Annotated in this window: 11 protein-coding genes; 4 read left to right on the forward strand and 7 right to left on the reverse strand. The window is 60.0% G+C overall.

Features of this window, described 5'->3' with window-relative positions:
* The first annotated feature begins 115 nt into the window (after positions 1–115).
* The 3 genes from ACSPHG_RS22730 to ACSPHG_RS22740 all read left to right on the forward strand — a co-directional run bounded on the left by ACSPHG_RS22730 (position 116) and on the right by ACSPHG_RS22740 (position 3,737).
* A complete protein-coding gene (locus ACSPHG_RS22730; RefSeq protein ID WP_435955735.1) occupies positions 116–1,015 on the forward strand; it encodes a LysR family transcriptional regulator in 900 nt (299 codons plus the stop codon).
* 56 nt (positions 1,016–1,071) lie between these two features.
* Positions 1,072–2,139, forward strand: coding sequence for an inner membrane protein YhjD (gene yhjD / locus ACSPHG_RS22735; protein WP_435955736.1), 1,068 nt, complete (start codon positions 1,072–1,074; stop codon positions 2,137–2,139).
* 272 nt (positions 2,140–2,411) lie between these two features.
* On the forward strand, positions 2,412–3,737 hold the full coding sequence (locus ACSPHG_RS22740) for an MFS transporter (protein ID WP_435955737.1): 1,326 nt from the start codon (positions 2,412–2,414) through the stop codon (positions 3,735–3,737).
* Positions 3,738–3,829: 92 nt separating this feature from the next.
* Here the strand turns inward: ACSPHG_RS22740 and ACSPHG_RS22745 are convergent, their stop codons facing one another.
* Together ACSPHG_RS22745 and pdeH are read right to left on the reverse strand one after the other, a co-directional pair.
* On the reverse strand, positions 3,830–5,896 hold the full coding sequence (locus ACSPHG_RS22745) for an AsmA family protein (protein ID WP_435955738.1): 2,067 nt from the start codon (positions 5,894–5,896) through the stop codon (positions 3,830–3,832).
* A 63-nt stretch (positions 5,897–5,959) separates the two neighbouring features.
* Entirely contained in the window at positions 5,960–6,733 is a 774-nt protein-coding gene (gene pdeH / locus ACSPHG_RS22750; RefSeq protein ID WP_435955739.1) for a cyclic-guanylate-specific phosphodiesterase, read from the reverse strand.
* A gap of 232 nt (positions 6,734–6,965) precedes the next feature.
* Here pdeH and kdgK point away from each other — a divergent pair, with 232 nt between their 5' ends.
* Complete coding sequence (gene kdgK / locus ACSPHG_RS22755; RefSeq protein WP_435955740.1) at positions 6,966–7,898, forward strand: 2-dehydro-3-deoxygluconokinase; 933 nt, start codon at positions 6,966–6,968, stop codon at positions 7,896–7,898.
* A 99-nt stretch (positions 7,899–7,997) separates the two neighbouring features.
* Here kdgK and ACSPHG_RS22760 read toward each other — a convergent pair whose 3' ends face one another.
* From ACSPHG_RS22760 to bcsB, 5 genes are all read right to left on the reverse strand, one after another.
* Complete coding sequence (locus tag ACSPHG_RS22760; RefSeq protein ID WP_435955741.1) at positions 7,998–9,482, reverse strand: M16 family metallopeptidase; 1,485 nt, start codon at positions 9,480–9,482, stop codon at positions 7,998–8,000.
* A gap of 207 nt (positions 9,483–9,689) precedes the next feature.
* Entirely contained in the window at positions 9,690–10,976 is a 1,287-nt protein-coding gene (locus ACSPHG_RS22765; RefSeq protein ID WP_435955742.1) for a dicarboxylate/amino acid:cation symporter, read from the reverse strand.
* Positions 10,977–11,150: 174 nt separating this feature from the next.
* Positions 11,151–13,145 (reverse strand): biofilm formation regulator HmsP, encoded by a 1,995-nt coding sequence (hmsP, locus tag ACSPHG_RS22770; protein WP_435955743.1) that lies wholly within the window; start codon positions 13,143–13,145, stop codon positions 11,151–11,153.
* 223 nt (positions 13,146–13,368) lie between these two features.
* The gene (gene bcsC, locus ACSPHG_RS22775) at positions 13,369–16,434 is read right to left on the reverse strand and encodes a cellulose synthase complex outer membrane protein BcsC (protein WP_435956078.1); all 3,066 of its coding nucleotides are present in this window, start codon (positions 16,432–16,434) and stop codon (positions 13,369–13,371) included.
* 76 nt (positions 16,435–16,510) lie between these two features.
* Positions 16,511–18,859: a cellulose biosynthesis cyclic di-GMP-binding regulatory protein BcsB gene (gene bcsB / locus ACSPHG_RS22780; RefSeq protein WP_435955744.1), complete on the reverse strand. Its 2,349-nt coding sequence runs from the start codon at positions 18,857–18,859 to the stop codon at positions 16,511–16,513.
* Positions 18,860–18,869 lie beyond the last annotated feature (10 nt).

The raw sequence follows: 18,869 nt of genomic DNA on the forward strand, positions 1-18,869 counted from the left end.
AACCTCGTTGGTGGCTGTTCGGTGATTGAGATAGAGCTTATTAGCTGCTACAAAATCAATAAAGACTGCGAAATACGTATCACTGTTTCATTACCAACAACAATGTGGGGAATGAGTGGATAAAATACAGGCAATGCAGCTGTTCATTCGGGTGGCTGAACTGGAAAGTTTTACCCGCGCCGCCGACACCCTGGGCCTTCCTAAAGGTAGCGTATCGCGGCAGATTGCGGCGCTGGAAAGCGCACTGGGCACGCGTTTGCTCTATCGCACCACCCGTCGCGTACAGCTCACCCAGGACGGCATGGTCTACTACGAGCGCTGCAAGGATCTGCTGGCGAACATCGAAGAGCTGGATGGTCTTTTTTTGCACGATCCCTCTACCATCAGCGGCAGGCTGCGCGTCGACATGCCGGTTTCGGTGGCGAAGAATCTCGTCATGCCGAAGCTGCCGACGTTTTTACACCAGTACCCCGGCATCGAACTGGAGCTTTCCAGCAGCGACAGAATGGTGGACGTGGTGCGCGAAGGGTTCGACTGCGTGGTGCGGGTCGGCCAGCTCAAAGACTCAGGGCTGGTGGCGAGAAACCTCGGCAGACTTACGCAGATAAACTGTGCAAGCCCGGACTATCTGGCGCGGTTTGGCTACCCCGAAAACTTAGACGACCTCGCCTCGCACGCGGTGGTGCACTATGCCCTCAACCTCGGCACGCGCCCGCAGGGTTTTGAAATTCAGGACGATAAAAGCGCGCGCTGGATTAAGACCGGCGGGACGATCACCGTCAACAGCACCGAAACCTATCAGGCCGCGTGCCTTGCGGGGCTGGGGATTATTCAGGTGCCGCGCATCGGCGTGAAAGAGCTGCTAAAAAGCAAGAAACTCATCGAGATCCTGCCGCAGTATCGCGCGGCCCCGATGCCCGTTTCGCTGCTTTATCCCCATCGTCGCAACCTGTCGCGCCGCGTCCATTTGTTCATGGAATGGTTAACTGACGTAATGAAAGGCTATGTCGACTAGCGTCCAGGCTATAATTTCTTTAACAATCTGTTCAGCCTTAAGGAAAAAAGAGCCTGATGACCACATCGGATAACAGCGAAAAGCGCCCAACCCATTCTCTCGACTACGAGCCGGTCGCCCAGTTCCAGACGGAACCGGCGCCTGAACCCACGGCCGCCGAACAGCACGATGAGGCCGAGCCGTTGGTCAAAATCAAAACCAGCAACGAAACGGTCAACAGCACCATAGACACCGTGAATAAGGCGGTACGACGCCCGATGGTGGCGCACCTTCTGCGGGCCACGGAGCGTTTTAACGATCGCCTGGGCAACCAGTTTGGCGCGGCGATAACCTACTTTTCGTTCCTGTCGCTGATTCCCATCATGATGGTCGCCTTCGCCGCCGGGGGGTTCGTGCTCGCCTCGCACCCTACGCTGCTGCAGGACATCTTCAATAAGATCCTCGAAAACGTCAGCGACCCGACGCTTGCCACCACGCTGAAAAGCACGATCAACACCGCCGTGCAGCAGCGTACGACGGTCGGTCTGGTCGGTCTGCTGATTGCCCTGTATTCCGGCATCAACTGGATGGGCAACCTGCGCGAGGCGGTGCGCGCCCAGTCGCGTGACCAATGGGAGCGCAATCCGAAGGACGAAGAGAAGTTCTGGGTGAAATACCTGCGCGACTTTATATCGCTGATTGGCCTGCTGGTGGCGCTGATCGTCACGCTCTCTATTACGTCTATCGCGGGTTCCGCGCAGGCGACGATCATCAGCTTCCTGCACCTTGACTACATCGAGTGGCTGAAGCCCGCCTGGCACCTGATCGGCCTCGCCATCTCCATCTTCGCCAACTACCTGCTGTTCTTCTGGATTTTCTGGCGTCTGCCGCGCCACCGCCCGCGCAGAAAAGCGCTGATTCGCGGCACCTTTATCGCCGCCATCGGCTTTGAGGTGATCAAAATCATCATGACCTACAGCCTGCCAAAACTGGTCAGCTCGCCGTCCGGCGCGGCCTTTGGTTCGGTGTTAGGGCTGATGGCGTTCTTTTACTTCTTTGCCCGCCTGACGCTGTTCTGCGCCGCGTGGATCGCCACCGCCGAATATAAAGATGACCCGCGCATGCCTGGGAAATCGCATAAATAAGCTTCCGCCAGGCTTTCTCCTTCTCCCCCAGGAGAAGGAGAAGATAACCGCAGCATATAAATCCAACCCGTAACTTTTATTTAACCAAAAACCAGTTTTATCCTCTGACTTTTTAATTCTGTGAAGCATTCCATAGAAGTTTCCAACCGAGACTGAAAATTATCCACTTATTGGGCGAATTTCACACAGGCTGCGGGCGGGCGGCGCGTTGAAATGAGGCTTTTGCTGTGCGTAATATGGCCCTTCGTTCGTCTAATAAATAAGAAAAAATTATGCAAGCATCCATTGCCACAACCGTTGATAGCGAAGCCGAAGCGACGCCAGTGAACTCACGGGGAAAAGTGGTCGTTGCCTCTCTGGTCGGCACGGCTATCGAGTTCTTCGATTTTTATATCTATGCCACCGCGGCGGTGATCGTCTTCCCGCACATCTTCTTCCCGCAGGGCGACCCGACGGCGGCAACGCTACAGTCGCTCGCCACCTTCGCCATCGCGTTCGTTGCGCGCCCGATTGGCTCCGCGCTGTTTGGCCACTTCGGCGACCGCGTGGGCCGCAAGGTGACGCTTGTCGCCTCGCTGCTGACGATGGGGATTTCCACGGTGATAATCGGCCTGCTGCCGAGCTATGCGACCATCGGCATCTTTGCGCCGCTGCTGCTGGCGCTGGCGCGCTTTGGGCAGGGCCTGGGGCTAGGCGGAGAATGGGGCGGCGCGGCGCTGCTGGCGACGGAAAACGCGCCGCCGCGCAAGCGCGCGCTGTACGGTTCATTCCCGCAGCTCGGCGCGCCGATTGGCTTCTTCTTTGCTAACGGTACCTTCCTGCTGCTCTCCTGGCTGCTGACCGACGAGCAGTTCATGTCCTGGGGCTGGCGCGTGCCGTTTATTCTTTCTGCGGTGCTGGTCATCATCGGCCTGTACGTGCGCGTGTCGCTGCACGAAACGCCGGTATTCGCCAAAATCGCCAAAGCGGGCAAGCAGGTGAAAGTGCCGATGGGTACCCTGCTCAGCAAACACCTGAAGGCGACGATTCTGGGCACCTTTATCATGCTCGCCACCTACACGCTGTTCTACATCATGACGGTCTACTCGATGACGTACAGCACCGCCGCCGCGCCGGTGGGCCTCGGCTTCTCGCGCAACGACGTGCTGTGGATGCTGATGATGGCGGTGATTGGCTTTGGCGTGATGGTGCCGATTGCAGGCTATCTGGCCGACGCGTTTGGCCGTCGCAAAAGCATGATTGTCATCACCAGCCTGATTATTATCTTCGCGCTGTTCGTCTTCCAGCCGCTGTTAGGCTCCGGTAGCCCGGCGATGGTGATGGCGTTTCTGCTGATTGGCCTGAGCCTGATGGGCCTGACCTTCGGCCCGATGGGGGCGCTGTTACCAGAGCTGTTCCCGACCGAAGTGCGCTATACCGGTGCCTCCTTCTCGTACAACATGTCGTCGATTCTGGGCGCGTCAGTTGCGCCGTACATCGCCACCTGGCTGCAGGCAAACTACGGCCTGTTCTACGTCGGCGTATATCTCGCCGCGATGGCCGCCTTAACGCTGATCGCCCTGCTGCTGACGAAAGAGACTCGGCATCAGTCGCTGTAAGACCTTCGGTGGATGGCGCTACGCTTATCCACCCTACGTTCCTGACCTTGTAGGGCGGGTAAGCGCAAGCGCCACCCGCCGCCTCACTTAAATCACTTCTTCATCTGCCCCAAAATATTCTGGCACTGATTCTGATTCCCCTCGGAAGGTGAAACCAGCGCCAGCAGCGCGGCGGCCGGGGTGACAAGCGTTGCCAGCGCGGCGGCGACCGCGCCACGGGCGATCAGCGGCCCGGCCTTCACGCCCGCGTCCGGATTTTTAAAGGTGCCGCGCACGTAGAGCGGCGAGCGCAGGGTAATAATACGAATCCCCTTACTCTCCGGATCGATGGTTAAATCGAGGCGCTCGCTGGCGAAGTTGGTGGTGCCGGTCACGTTAATCAGCGCGTTCTCGGTATCGAACGCGAAGATGCGCGGCGTGGCGACCCCGCCCCGCAGATCCAGGTTCGCGGCGGCGCAGTTAATCCGCACCTCGTCGTCGCCAAAGATCTGCCCGACGATGTAGTTACCGACGTTCAGGCCGACGATTTCCATCAGGTTGCGGCTGATCAGACCGTCGTTCATCAACAGCTTGAGATTACCGTCGCTGCTGCCCAGCAGCGCGGCGACCGAGTTCCCGCGCCCGCGAATATCCGCGTCGCCGTTAAGCTCGCCTAGGGTTTTCTGCATCGACTCCACCTTCGGCATCAGCTGTTTGAGCTGTAGGCGACGCGCTTTGATGTCCGCCGTGCCCTGCATCGGCTTTTTATCGCCTTCCAGATGAATGTTGGCGCTGATGGTGCCGCCCGCCATGCCGAACTTCAGCGGTTGGAGCCTCAGGTCGGCGTTTTTCAGGATCACGTGGGTCGACAGGTCGCTGAGCGGCAGCGTGCCGCTGTGTTCGATACGCCCGCCCTTAAAGCGCACGTCGGCGTCCATCACGTCCCACTTGTCGGTTTCGAAGCGGTCATACGGCAGCACTTTGTCGGCCGGCTGCACCGTTTTCTCGCCTTTTTTCTCTTCGGCTTTTTTGCTCTGCTGCGCGCCCTTGCCGGAATCGACGCCGATAAGCGGGCCTAAGTCCGCAAGACGCAGCTGTTTGGACTCAAGATCGCCCTCAAGCTTAGGACGCGGTTTGCCCTGCGAATAGGTCAGCGAGCCGTGAATGTCGCTGTCGCCAATTCGGCCGTTGAAGTTCTGATAGCGGAACACCGAGCCTTTTTCGGTATCGATTTTCGCCAGCAGGCGGCCGTCGGTTTCAAACGGCGGCGTGTCCGGCAGCAGTACGCCGGTCAGGTCATAGAGGTTGCCCAGCGAATCGCCGGAGAATTTCAACCGCAGATCGACGCCGCCCATTTTCATCGGGTCGTTGATGGTGCCGATTAACGCCACGCGCGAGCTGCCGGAACGCACGTCCGCCTGCACCGGGAACGCCGTGTCCCCTTCGCTGCGCAGCGCCAGCATGCCGCCGATTTTACCGGTGCCTTCGAGCGGTTCGCCGTTATAGCGCCCCTGCAGCTTCAGGCCAAAGACATAATCGCCCGCTTTGGCGGCGTCTTTGCCGGTCGGTTTGGCGCCCGAGACTTCGCTAAACGGCAGCGGTTTGCCGAGCGGATCGACGATAATTTCGATATCCGCCTTCGTCACCTTGTCATCCACGGTGATGCGGCCTTTATCGAAAAGAATGTTGTCCATGCGGAACGACCAGGCGGAGGGCTGCTTGTCCGCTTCTTTGTCATCGGCACCGGCCAGCTTGAACGTCCAGTTGTCGTTTTTGTCCGATAGGCGGATAAGACGCGCGTCGGGCTGCACCAGCTTGATCCACGGGATATATACGGTTTTGGTGAGCAGCGCCAGCGGCGCGAGCGTCGCGTCAACGCGCGGCAGATGCACCATGGTGACTTCAGGAATTTCTGGCGGGTTACCGAGAATAATATCCTCGGCGTGAACGTGCGGCCACGGCACCCAGCTGCGCCAGCCGTTTTCTTCTTTATTCCGTTCCCATACCACCCCTAAATCACCGCGTATCGCGAAGGGACGGTTGAGCTCCGTCGAGACTTTTTGGTTGATGGTCGGCTTGAGTCGATTCCAGTCAAACGTCGCAATCACGATGATTACCACCACAACCAACAACAATAAAATCCCTACAACCCAACTGATTACCTTGCCTGTCTTTGTCATGCCTTTCACCTACCTGAGTGGCTTCCCTTTAACTAAAGATAGTTGAGGGTCAGCAAAACGGCATCAGGGAAGTCGAATCAGCACGTTTTCCAGGTGTTCGAACGGTACGGGGCGGGAGAGATAATAGCCCTGCGCGGCATAAGCCGGAGATGCCTGAACGTCGCGCCATTCATCAAGCGTTTCAATGCCTTCGACGATCACGCCCTTGCAGTAGCGGTTCATCAGCTGCAGGAGCATGGTGAACAGCGTGCGGCCCTCTTCGCTTTTGCGCAGCATGATGAACAGGTCGCGCGCGACTTTGATGTAGTCATAGCGCACTTCGCTCAGCGCCGAGAAGTTCGCCATGCCGGTGCCGAAGTCGTCCAGCCACAGCGGGCCAAACTCGTGCATGCGGGCAAGCGTGGCGGCCTGCGGCTGGGTGATGTGCTCCACCAGCTCAAAGCGCACCCACGGCAGCCTGTCGATGAGCATCAGTATTGGCTGATGGTATTTCATCGCCATCAGCGTCGGGCCGTCGACGTTTACCGAGGCCAGAATGCCGTGCCCCAGAAACGTCGTCTGCCACGTTTCCAGCAGCCGCAGCTGTTCTTCGATGACCAGCAGGCGGCTGCGGGTAGAAATAGACGCGAAATAGCGATCCGGCGGAATGCGGATATCCGCCTCGCTCGGATGCGTGACCACCGTCAGCAGCTCGACCGCCATTAACGTGCCGTCAATCTTATAGATCGGCTGAAAGGTGTACTGCCGCTGGCACTGCAGCCAGAACCGCCGTTCCTGCAAACTTTCGATACTCGCTTCAGCCGTGTTAAGCCGGTGAGTAATCTGCTTCAACTTCATCCTGTACGTCCTGTTTGACTTGATAACTCAATGGCCCGTCGAGAGGTTATCGGCGTGGCGATTGATAACTTTATGTCCATCATGGGCGCAATGTGGCGTTGAGAGATTTCCGTCACGGCATCAATAAGCTGGCATAGCTCAAAGTTTTCTGGAACGTCGTTTTAAAATGTTTGACTCGTTTTTGACCGCGCTTCACACTAGCGGCAACTCCTTAAATTCAGGTTCTCAGCTCATGCCAACGCGTAAAATTGCCGTTATCGGCGAATGTATGATTGAACTGTCGCAAAAGGGCGCGGACGTCAGCCGTGGCTTTGGCGGCGACACGCTTAACACCTCGGTTTATATCGCCCGCCAGGTCAACGAAAACGATCTTGCGGTGCACTACGTCACCGCACTTGGCGAAGATAATTTCAGCCAGCAGATGCTCGACGCGTGGCATGAAGAGAACGTGCAGACCAGCCTAACCCAGCGCCTGGAGCACCGCCTGCCCGGCCTCTACTACATCGAAACCGACGCCACCGGCGAGCGCACCTTCTACTACTGGCGCAACGAAGCCGCCGCCCGTTTCTGGCTGGAAAGCGAACAGGCCGAGGCGATTTGCGCCGAACTGGCGCAGTTTGATTATCTGTATCTGAGCGGCATCAGCCTTGCCATCCTCAACGCGGCCAGCCGCGAAAAACTGATGGCGCTGCTGCATAAGGCACGCGCCAACGGCTGCAAAGTGATTTTCGATAACAACTATCGTCCGCGCCTGTGGGCCAGCCGCGAAGAAACGCAGAAGGTTTATCAGCAGATGCTGAGCTGCACGGACATCGCCTTCCTGACGCTGGACGACGAAGACCTGCTGTGGGGCGAAAAGCCGGTCGAAGAGGTGATTGCCCGTACCCAGGCCGCTGGCGTGCAGGAAATTGTGATTAAGCGCGGCGCGGATTCGTGCCTGGTCGCGATGGCCGGCGAGCCGCTGCTGGAAGTACCGGCGGTGAAGCTGCCGAAAGAGAAAGTGGTGGATACCACCGCCGCCGGGGACTCCTTCAGCGCCGGTTATCTAGCCGTTCGCCTGACCGGCGGCAGCGCCGAAGAGGCCGCAAAACGCGGGCACCTCACGGCGAGCACCGTGATTCAGTATCGCGGGGCTATTATTCCTAAAGCGGCAATGCCTGCCTAAGCTCGTAAGCTGGCGGGTGGCGCTTTGCTTACCCGCCCTACAGCGACCCGTAGGGTGGAAAAGCGCAAGCGCCATCCACCTTCTTTCTGTTCACACGCGCTACTGAACCGGCGGAATATCCGACACGTCCTGCTTAGGGCTGTCCGACAGCGGCTGCGTCTGCGGCGGCGTCATCACCTTATCCCACGTTGCCTTAAGCTCTTTCATATTCAGCTCCGGCTCGCCCTTCGGCTGCAGCAGCACCAGCGACATATCCTGGGACAGCTGCTGGCGCAGGTCCTGGTTAAGCATCGTCACCGTCAGGCTGTTCAGGAAGTCCTGGCGCAGCTTCTGATACTGCTCGGGCGCGATATCCACCACCTGGTTTTGCAGCGAGCGTAAGCGCTGGCTAATCAGCACGTCGGTATCGGTGCGGGCGTAGGTAGCGAACAGCTTGGTCAGCTCCATGGTCTTTTGCGCGATCAGCGCGTCAAACTCTTCCTGCGCAAGGCCTTTGTCCCTCACGCGCACCAGTTCGCGGCCCACCGTTGCCAGGTTGGCGTTGAGCTTATCGTTTGGCGTTTCAAGATTAATGCCGCACTGCGCGCGCTGGTAGAGCACGCGGCAGTCAAAGCTCAGGTTGAGATCTTTGGCGCTGCCCTTGCTGAGGTTCTGCTGTACGTGCCAGAACAGCGCTTCACGGGCAAGATCCGCGCGCCAGTAGCGCAGCAGGGCCGCGGAATCACGAATCGGCTGCCACGGGGTATCCCACATCAGCGAAAGGCGGTCCTGGCGCACGCTGTCGGTCATCAGGCTGACCGGCTCCTGCTTGAGCGGGGAAAGCGTTGGTACCGGGGCCGGCGTTTCGCGTTTGCCCTTCAGCTCGCCGAAGGTTTTGCTGATTTGCTCTGCGATGTTGCGGCTATCGACGTTGCCGACAACGATGAGGGTCATCGCATCCGGGGTGTACCATTTCTGGTAATAGGCCTTGAGCTGCTCGGCATCAACCGGCTGCTTAAGGCTTTCAGAGGGATCGTGCCCCAGCAGCGTGGAGCCTTTCAGACGATAGCGCCACCAGCTGTCCTGGGTATCCATCGGCCATGTCGCCACCATATCCTGCGTTTGCAGCGCGGCATTCACGGTTTCCGGCGTCACCGCCATATTCCGGCTGCTGTCTGCCAGAAACGTGAGCGCTTCTTTTAGCAGATCGTTGCGGTTGTTCGGCAGGCTGAGGTTAAACATCGTGTAGTCGTAGGAGACAATGACGGGCGGCAGGGGACTGGTTGGATTAACGCTTTGCTGCCATAAAGAACGTGCCTGCAACGGTTGCAGGCTGCCATGCTGGGTCAAAGCCAGCCGTGGCAAAAAGTGGCTGTAGCCGGTCTGTTGGGTACTCTCAGTTAAGGAGCCGGTATTCACCATCAGACGGATTTCTACACGATCGCTTGGGCGCTGCGGCGTGGCGAGAACCTGCCATTGAAAACCATTTGCAAGCTGGCCCTGTTGCCATGCCGGGTCGGGCTGTAGTGCTTCTGCCTGCACATTACTGGCGGCGGCGACCAACAGCAATCCGCCAGCTAAGAGTCGAATTTTGGTGCCCTGCATGTGAACCCCTGAGAAACATTCCTGGTTAAAAAGTATAACGACGGCGAAGCCTTAGGCTTAACAAGCCGACGTTGGTGACGTTTCACCATTCCGTTTGACCGCATTAGCGCGAAAACGTCACATAAGAAGAGAAAAAATAAGCATATGAGGGGGATTATGCCGACTCGCCCGCAGCGAGGGCAAGTCGCTGCGGGCAATTGGAGGGGGTTAAGGGGCGACTTCGGTCACTTTTTTGGCGGAATGTTTGTTATCCAGCGTTTCTTTAAGCTGTTTCTCATCGAGCTGCTTAACCCATTTCGCCACCACCACCGTCGCCACGCCGTTACCGACCAGGTTGGTCAGCGCGCGCGCCTCGGACATGAAACGGTCGATGCCCAGAATCAGCGCCAGGCCCGCCACCGGTAAATGCCCCACGGCGGAAATCGTCGCCGCCAGCACGATAAACCCGCTGCCGGTCACGCCCGCCGCGCCCTTGGAAGAGAGCAGCAGCACCACCAGCAGCGTGATCTGGTGGAAGATATCCATGTGGCTGTTCGTCGCCTGGGCGATAAACACCGCCGCCATCGTCAGGTAGATTGACGTGCCGTCGAGGTTAAACGAGTAGCCGGTAGGGATCACCAGCCCCACCACCGATTTGCGGCAGCCGAGCTTCTCCATCTTATCGAGCATGCGCGGCAGCGCGGATTCAGAAGACGAGGTGCCGAGCACGATCAGCAGCTCTTCTTTGATGTAGCGGATGAACTTGAAGATGCTAAAGCCGGTCGCGCGGGCAATCGACCCGAGCACCACCACCACGAACAGAATACAGGTGATGTAGAAGCAGATAATCAGCTGGCCGAGCTGCACCAGCGTGCCGACGCCGTATTTGCCGATGGTAAACGCCATCGCCCCGAACGCGCCGATAGGCGCCAGGCGCATGATCATATTGATGATGCCGAAAATCACCTGCGAGAAGCTTTCGATAACGTTGAAAATCAGCTGGCCCTTGTGGCCCAGGCGGTGTAGCGCAAAGCCGAACAGCACGGCGAACAGCAGCACCTGAAGGATGTTACCGCTGGCAAAAGCGCCGATCACGCTGCCGGGAATCACGTCCATCAGGAAGGCGACAATCCCCTGCTGCTGCGCCTGTTCGGCGTACATGGCCACGGCCTTGGCATCAAGCGTGGCGGGGTCTACGTTCATGCCCGCGCCCGGCTGCACCAGGTTTACGATAATCAGGCCGATAATCAGCGCGATGGTGCTGACCACTTCGAAATAGAGCAGCGCGACCGCACCGGTGCGCCCGACGGCCTTCATGCTTTCCATGCCCGCAATGCCGGTGACCACGGTACAGAAGATAACGGGCGCGATGATCATTTTAATCAGCTTAACGAAGGCGTCGCCAAGCGGCTTCATCTGCGCGCCCACCTCAGGATAGAAGTGCCCGAGCAAAATACCCACGGCAATGGCGGTCAGCACCTGGAAGTAGAGGCTTTTGAAGAGAGTGATTTTCATAGGGTGTCCTTGAGAGGAAAAATTCCGCAGCGCCGCCGATTTGCCTTACGGCCTGCGGGGGGAAAATTACCACTCATGGATTATTTGAGACGTGATGCAGCGCTAATTTGTAAACAAAATTGTTAAATTATTGAGCTGACTCGCGCCAGCCCAATAACATTTGCAACAATGGTGTTACTCGATGTGCGCCGACAGATAGCGGGATTCAAACTCTTCGAGCGTCAATGCCTTAGCGAACAGATAGCCTTGCGCTACCGTCACCCCTTGGGCCACCAGCCAGTCGCGCTGGGCGGTGTGCTCTACTCCTTCGGCAACAAGCTTCAGGTCGAGCGTCTTCGCCATTGCAACAATAACGCTTACCATTGCGCCGTCCTCCGGCAGGCCGTCGACGAAGCTCTTGTCGATTTTCAGCGCGTCGATGGGCAGCGACTTCAGATGATGCAGATGGCGCAGGCTGGCGTAGCCCATACCAAAATCATCCAGCGCGATCCTAACCCCGGCCTTACGCAGCGGACGCAGGATTTTCACCGCCGCGTCCGGGTCGTCAATGCGGCGGCTTTCCGTCACTTCCAGAATCAGCGTACCCGGCTGAATGCGATAGCGGGTCAGCATCTCCAGCAGCGACGGCACCATGGTTTCGTGCATCAATTGCAACGCCGACAGGTTGACGGAGAGCGGCAGGGTAATGCCGCGCGTTTGCCACGCCGACAGCGTGCGGCAGGACTCTTCGAGGATCCACGTGCCGATGGTCACCATCAGCCCGCAGGCTTCGATGCGGTCAATCAGGCCGTCCGGCAGCGCCCATGAACCGTCGGGCTGCTTCATGCGCAGCAGCACTTCGGCGCTGACCGTCGCGCCGGTTAGCATGTTCACCTGCGGCTGGAGCCAAACCGCCAGATGCTGATTTTCCAGCGCGCTCATCAGGTCGTGCTCTTCGGTGAGGCGGCGCTGGGCCTTTTCCATCTGCTCCGGGTCGAAGAACTGAATCTGGTTTTTACCGTGACGGCGGGCGGAAAACGCGGCGGACACCGCGCGGCGATAAAGCTGTTCCGCGCTCAGGCCGCCGTGATACATGGCGATGCCGATGCTGGCGGTCGGCTTAAGCTGTAAATCGCCGATCGGCAGCTTCTCGTTAAGCGCCGCCATGATCTGCTGGGCCAGCGCCATGGTGTACCAGGAATCCTTCGCGCCGTGGGCGATAATCCCGAAGTCGTTGCCGCTCAGCTGCGCCAGCACCATGCTCGGCGGCAGCACGCTTTTGATTTTGCTCACCATGGTCAGCAGCAGGGTTTCGCGCTGCTCTTCGTTGAGCACCCCGGCGGCGTCGTTCAGCGTTTCGCAGGCGATAATCATCAGCGCGCTGCTTTTCTCGTTCACCACCGTCTGTTCGAGCAGCGCCAGCAGCAGGGCTTTATTCGGCAGGTCGGTCACCGCGTGGCGGGTGCTCATCGCGCCCATTTCCTGATGCAGCCGCAGCGCCATCTGCTGATTGCGGTTGTAGCTGCGCACCATCATGCCGATTTCATCGTCGTGGTGCAGCGGCGGTAGCTTGAGCTGATGGGCCGCCGCGTCCTGCGGGCTGAGGCTGTCCAGCTCGCGGGCAATCTTACGTAACGGGTGGATAATCAGGCGGTTAATCGACCAGCTGATCGCCACGGAAAGAATCAGCGCCAGCAGCAGATAGGTGGTAAGCAGGGTCGAAATGGTGCTGATAATGAATTTGTACATCCGCCAGGAATCGGCCTGCAGAACGAGATAGGCCAGCGGCTGCGGGTTTGCCGGGCGTTCAAGCGAATAAAGCGGCAGGGAAATCTGCACCGGCAGCTCAAACAGACGGGCAATCCACATCGGGATCGGGCGTTCCGGCGTGAAGCTTTTGCGCAGGGCCTGGAACTGGTTTGGCAGCACAACGTCCGCCCGGCTGATAATGCCGGAAGGTTGAATTTGGCTAAGAATCGACTCGGCCTGCGGGATATCGGCCTTCAGGATGGCTTCGGACAGGGGTAAACGCACCGAATGGGCGATTTTTTCCATCTGGCTTGCCGTGTCGTAGCGACTTTGCTGCACGAAGTGGAACAGCTGCACGACGATAAAAATGAAGATAAACACCACGGAAACGGCTGACACCATCGCCATCTGTTTTATCGTTAGGGAACGACTGACTCGCAAGCTTACTCTCCGCTCTGTTTCAACCCGCCTAAGCATTGTCTTATGCGGGCTGAGTATACTTTATCTCAGCGCGGAAGGCGTTGCACTTATCCGCTTCGCGAATAGTTTATCTGGCTTTGAGAAGCTTGCGGCGGGTGGCGCTGCGCTTACCCGCCCTACCGGCTCATTCCCGTAGGTTGGATAAGCGTCAGCGCCATCCAACATTCAAATCACTTATACACCATCAAAAATCGGCGTAGGGCACCAACGGCTGCGGCGGCATGTTCATATCGCCCTGCCAGCCCGCGAGCGAATAGCGCACGAAGACCAGCGCGTGGCTTGGGGTGTAATCTTTCGCTTCCTGAATATCTATCCCCGCGCCAATCGACCAGTGGGAATCGATGCGACGTTCGACCAGCGCCCGCGCCGTGTAGCCGAAGCCGTTGCTGCTGCCGCCGTTCGACGGCGCGTCCCGGTCGTCATACTCGCCGTTGTTCGGCACCAGGCTTGAAACAGGATAGCGCCGCCCGTCTTTGGATTTGGAATACGACCACGAGCCGGAGCCGCCCAGCTCCCACGACCAGTTTTCCGTGCGCTGCCGCCAGATAACCGGAACCGCAAACGACACGTACTGCTGCGGGCTGTAATAGCCGCCCTGGCCGAGGAAATACTCGCTGAGATCCTTATCGTAGTGCCAGAGCATATTGCTCAGCCCGACGGTCAGACGGCGGTTGTTCTCGTTGATGAGCTTATAGTAGTAGCCGGTCATAAAGCGCACCCGCCAGTTATCCTCGACGTTTTTCCCGGTGAGCTGGTCGCCGCTGAGGCTCGCCCAGACGCCGTTCGCCTCGCCCTTGTCGTAGCTGGTGCTGACGCCGACGCCCGTTGCGCGCACCCCGCCCCACACCGTGTTGGTATTCGGGTCGCGCTGTCCGGCAAACGACAGCATCGAGCTGGAGATCGGTCGCCGATGGGCGTTAAGCGTGTAGCCCAGCGGGCCGAGATCGCTGCTGTAGCTCACGCCGCCGACCACGTCCACCACGTCAAAACCGAGCGGCGTGGTGCCAATATCGGTTTCCCAGGTGTCGTTTTTCCAGCCCACGGCGAGGCTTGCCCCGTTGGCGCGCTGCTGGTTGCTGCCGGAGCAGGTGTGTTCGTTACAGGTGCCCCAGCGTTCGTTGTAGCCGCCGTCGCCGGTGTCTTTAAAACTGCCCGCGTCCATGTTCACAATGTCGGTGCGGAACCACATCCGCCCGTCGCTTAGCGGCGCGTCCGCCTGCAGCATCGTGGTGTGCGCCTGCAGGTCGGAATACCCCGGCGTACCGCTCGAACCCCAGTAGTCGTGGTCGAGCGTGACGTTCACATCCTGCTGGCGATAAAGATCCGCCGCGTCGCCGCGCACGCCGCGTTTGAGCCAATCGTCTTTAGCGTCGTTGCGCGTCAGCCGCGTGAAGGTGTCGTTATCCATCGGGCGCTGCGCGGCGACGCCGGAAGCGACCATCGCGTCTTTGTAGGTTTCCAGCGCCTGCTGCGGCTGCCGGTTAGCCGCGAGGAAGCGCGCCCCGTCGCGCAGCACCAGCGCGCTTTCCATCGACGGCGGCGCGTTTTTGGCGGCGGGAATAATCTTCGCAAAGGTCTGCTGCGCCTGGGCGTTTTCGCCCACGCCAGCCTGAATATTGGCGATGCGCCGCGCGGTATTAAGCGATGGCGGCTCGGCGTTCGGCGCGGGCTTCAACAGGGCAATCTGCTCGCGCGCCTGGGCTTTGTCGCCCTGCGCCGCATACTCTTCCGCAAGCCCCAGCCGCGCGTCGGCGTTCTGCGCATCGCGCTGGAGAACCTGCTGATAGAGCGCCTCGGCGGTTTTGCCGTCGCCCCGCTGCGTCGCCCAGTCGGCAAGCGTTAAATCGATACGGTCGGACTGCGGCTGCTGTTTTAGCAGCGCGATGGCGTCCGCCTCCTGGCCGCCGTCGCGCAGGCGGTTTGCCGTTTCCATCACGCGGTTGCTTTGCAGGCGGTCGGCCAGCTCGTTGATATTGGCGTTCCATTCGCTTCGCGGCAGCGTATTGAGATGGGCAAGCGCCGCGTCGTCCTGATTGTTGCCGGACAGGTACAGCCCGTTGGCGTACACCTGCTCCGGGTCGCCGGGCCTGCGCGTTGCCAGTCCGCCCATCAGCGCGTCCGCTTCGCGGCGCTTACCCGCCGCCACAAGGTCTTTGCCGAGGCGATAGGTAATCCACACGCTGTCCGGGTCGAGCTTCAGCCGCTGGCGCTGCGCCTCTACGGCCTGCGCCCACTGCCCCTGGTTTTCAAGCTCGGTGGCCTGCTGCGCGAGGCGGTCGCCCTCAAGGCTGCGGGAGATGTCGTCGATGCTGCGCCGCTGGCTGGCGGAAAGCGTCTGGATAAAGGCCGTTGCCCGCTCCGGCGACTGGCGGCGATAGACGTTTGCCAGCCCGCGCACCGCGTTGGCGTTGCCGCTGTCCATGCGCAGCGCCTGCCGGTAATAGCGTTCGGCGGCGGCGTCGTCTTTGCGCGTAACCGCCACGTCCCCAAGCCCGAGCACGGCGTAGCTGTCGCTATTATCCACGCCTCGCGCCTGCTGGTATTTCTGCTGCGCGCCCGCCAGGCTGTTGGCCTTGAGCTGCGCGTCGCCCTGCTCGATCAGCAGCCAGTAACGGTTGGTTTGCAGCAGGCTGTCCCACTTGCTGCGGCTGTCGCTGTCAGGCTCCATGGCGATGGCTTTTTCAAACTGCTGGACGGCCTGCGCCCGCTTGCCCTGCCGGGAATACGCCTCGCCCTGAGCGCCCGCAATTTCGGCCGGGTTGTTGGCCTTCGCGACGGCAATCTCCTGCTCTTTTTTCTGCTCGGCAATCTTGAGGCGCGCCGGGTCCTGCGCCAGCACCGCCTGATATTCCGCCGCCAGATCGTCCGGCGGCGGATTGCCGTTAAGCAGCGTTTGCCAGGCGGCTATCGCCTCCACGGCGTGCCCGGTCGTCGCCAGCAAACGCGCCTGCTGAAGCTGCTGGCGGCCCTCCGGCGTGGCGAGCGTCATGGTGACCTGCGACTGCCGGTACGCCCGGGAAGACGGCGCGAGCGTTGATAATCGGTCGAGCTGTTTCTTCGCCCCGTCGCTGTCGCCCTGCCGCAGCAGATAGCGCAGGCGGGCGGCGATAACGTCCGGGTTATTCGGGTCCATCAGCTCCAGCCGATACAGCGACTGGCGCACCAAATCCTCACGCTTGCTGCTTTCGCCCAGCCGCACCTGATCGAGCAGCTGCTGCTGGGGCGTGACGGCCAGGGCCGACAGCGGCATCAGCGCAAGCCCAAGCGACAGGCTGATGATATTTAATGAAAATCTGCGCATAGCGTGCCTCCGCTGGTCACCGCTCTTACTCGTCATCCGGGTCGATACGGCGGCGGCTCAGAATACGCAGAATGCGCCACAGCACCCACGCCAGCAGCACGACGCTGATTGCGGCAAAGAAGGCCAGCAGCACCGGATGGTTTGAAAGCGCGTACCACACGCGTTCGAACCACGGCAGGTGTCCGACGTAGTAAATATCCCCCACGCGGATGCCGTTTACGCCGGATTCGCGGATCACCGCCACCGAGCCGGACATCGCCGCGCGCTTGCCGCTGTCGTTCATCGCGTTATTCAGCAGCTCGTAGCCGCGCGGGCTGTCGGCAAGCAGCGCAATCACGCTGCGCTGGTCGTTGTACGGCGACTGGAAGCCGACGACCGCCGCCATCGCGCCCTGGGAAGAAACCGTGGTTTGCGCGTCCGCCGCGCGGTCGATTTCGTCGGACATCGCGGTTTGCAGCACAGACTGCCGCATCGGGGTTTTCACCCAGCTTTTCGCGGCATCCACCAGCAGGTCGATGCGCTTATCGTCTTTCAGCTTGTCGGGAATCGTGCCGATTATCATGATATCGGCGTCTTTTCCCTGAATCGTGCTGGCATCGTCGGTCACCGTGACGTTAACCGCCGGGAAACCGGTCTGCGCGCCGATGGTGCCCAGCGCGTCCAGCATGGCGGTCACCTGCGCGGGCTTCGGCGCTTTGTTCACCACCACGATGGACTGCGACAGGTCGGCCATGCGGCTGAACGGGAAGCCCGCGTTGGCAAACGAACGCAGGTCAGGCATGGCGATAAAGTGGTAGTAGCTGGAGAAGTCGATGGTGGACTCGTCCTCGATAACCACGTGGTTCTGCACCGGCTGGAAGGTAATACAGTTGTCGATAGAGCCGCCCGGCATCGGGTTCATGTAGGCGAAATCGAAGCGCAGCTGGTTTGCCGCGCCGAGGCGCAGCGCCGGAATTGCCACGTCGTTTTTACCGTCCAGCAGGCCTTGCAGCACCGGCAGGCGCAGCAGCAGCTTGCTGTTTTCTTCGTTCGGCTTCAGGTCGAACGACTGCAGGAACTGGTTATTGAGGCTGATATCCATGCGCGAGCTGTCTTTGATCGGCGGCGCGGTGTAGCGGTATTTCAGGTCCATGTCGATGCCGTTGCTGCGCAGCAGGTACAGGTCAGGCGGCAGGTTGAGCGTGACGTTAATCGCCGTTGGCTCAAGGCCCGTGGACTGGAGCTGCTCCTCGTAGCTTTTCAGCTCGCCGAGCGTGATTGGCCGGTCGGTGCGCACCCAGTTCGGCGCGTCGTAGGGCTGGCGGGCCAGCAGCGGCTTGACGTCATCGACGGTCACGCTGCTGCCGCGAAACAGCACGTTGCCCTGGGCAATGCCTTTCGCCGCCTGAATCAGGTCTTTATCGTCGCGGCCCAGCACCACCAGCAGCTTCACGTAAGGGTTGTCCGGGTGGCTTATCATCTCAACCGTCGGCGCGTTAACCGGCGGGTGGTCGCGCAGGAAATCCGGGCGGCTGGCGTTGGTGGCAAAGATGATGCCGTTGCGGTCTGGAAGCTGGTTGTAGAGCACCGGGAACCGCTGGCCGCGCCACACGGTGCGCGAGCCGAACCATGAGGCGATGATCCCCGCCGCACGCTGCTGGTCAACGTCCGGCGCGGCGGCAAAGACCATCGGCAGCACCAGCGGGCGGTCGTCGCGGCTGTCGAAGAACGGGATCGGGAAGTGGGACAGATCGTTTTGCACCGGCAGGCGCTGGTAGGTCAGCGCCAGCGAGCTGCCGCGCCCGACGTCCAGCCACAGCGTGGAGTTCGCCGGGTTTTCGCAGATGTCGCGGTAGTGGCCGACAAACTCCATGCGCACGCGGTTAAAGTCGGTGATATACAGCGGGTCGATGGGCACCTGGGCGAGGGTTTTCTTGCCGAGCTGCTCTTTGGTGACCGGCAGCACGCCCATCAGCTCGTCGTTAAGATAGACCTTAAGCTGCGACTGCACCGGCAGCAGCGCGGGCGACGGGGTGTACTCCAGATTCAGCATCGCCTTCGACACCACTTCATCGCTGCGCATACCGAACTCCACCGCCCCGGTCGGGTTGACGCCGCGCAGCACCATGCTGCCCGGCGGCGGGGCGATCTGCGCGAAGTTCAGCTTCACGTCGCGGGAAGGCGCGCCGTCGTCCACGATCGGCGCGTTGGCACGGGCCACGCCCGGCAGCACCTGGCCTACGGGCTGTTCGGCCGTAGCCGTCGGTGCGGCCGCGTCCGGAGCCGCCGCAACGGGCGCGGCAGGCGTCGCCTCATCGGCCGCATTCACTGTCGTTGTCGGCAGGACGTTAAGCCCCAGCGCCGCTGCGCATAACCAGCTAATTTTTCTTTTCATCGCGTTTTCA

The organism is Dryocola baronae (genome assembly GCF_051297175.1).
Classification (GTDB): domain Bacteria; phylum Pseudomonadota; class Gammaproteobacteria; order Enterobacterales; family Enterobacteriaceae; genus Dryocola.

What these genes read in the sequence shown, in the direction of transcription:
- bcsC (WP_435956078.1), bottom strand. Translation starts at nt 16,434, where the DNA reads ATGCCGCTGTCGGCCCTGGCCGTCACGCCCCAGCAGCAGCTGCTCGAT.
- pdeH (WP_435955739.1), bottom strand. Translation starts at nt 6,733, where the DNA reads ATGAAGTTGAAGCAGATTACTCACCGGCTTAACACGGCTGAAGCGAGT.
- yhjD (WP_435955736.1), top strand. Translation starts at nt 1,072, where the DNA reads ATGACCACATCGGATAACAGCGAAAAGCGCCCAACCCATTCTCTCGAC.
- ACSPHG_RS22745 (WP_435955738.1), bottom strand. Translation starts at nt 5,896, where the DNA reads ATGACAAAGACAGGCAAGGTAATCAGTTGGGTTGTAGGGATTTTATTG.
- ACSPHG_RS22740 (WP_435955737.1), top strand. Translation starts at nt 2,412, where the DNA reads ATGCAAGCATCCATTGCCACAACCGTTGATAGCGAAGCCGAAGCGACG.
- bcsB (WP_435955744.1), bottom strand. Translation starts at nt 18,859, where the DNA reads ATGAAAAGAAAAATTAGCTGGTTATGCGCAGCGGCGCTGGGGCTTAAC.
- ACSPHG_RS22760 (WP_435955741.1), bottom strand. Translation starts at nt 9,482, where the DNA reads ATGCAGGGCACCAAAATTCGACTCTTAGCTGGCGGATTGCTGTTGGTC.
- ACSPHG_RS22765 (WP_435955742.1), bottom strand. Translation starts at nt 10,976, where the DNA reads ATGAAAATCACTCTCTTCAAAAGCCTCTACTTCCAGGTGCTGACCGCC.
- kdgK (WP_435955740.1), top strand. Translation starts at nt 6,966, where the DNA reads ATGCCAACGCGTAAAATTGCCGTTATCGGCGAATGTATGATTGAACTG.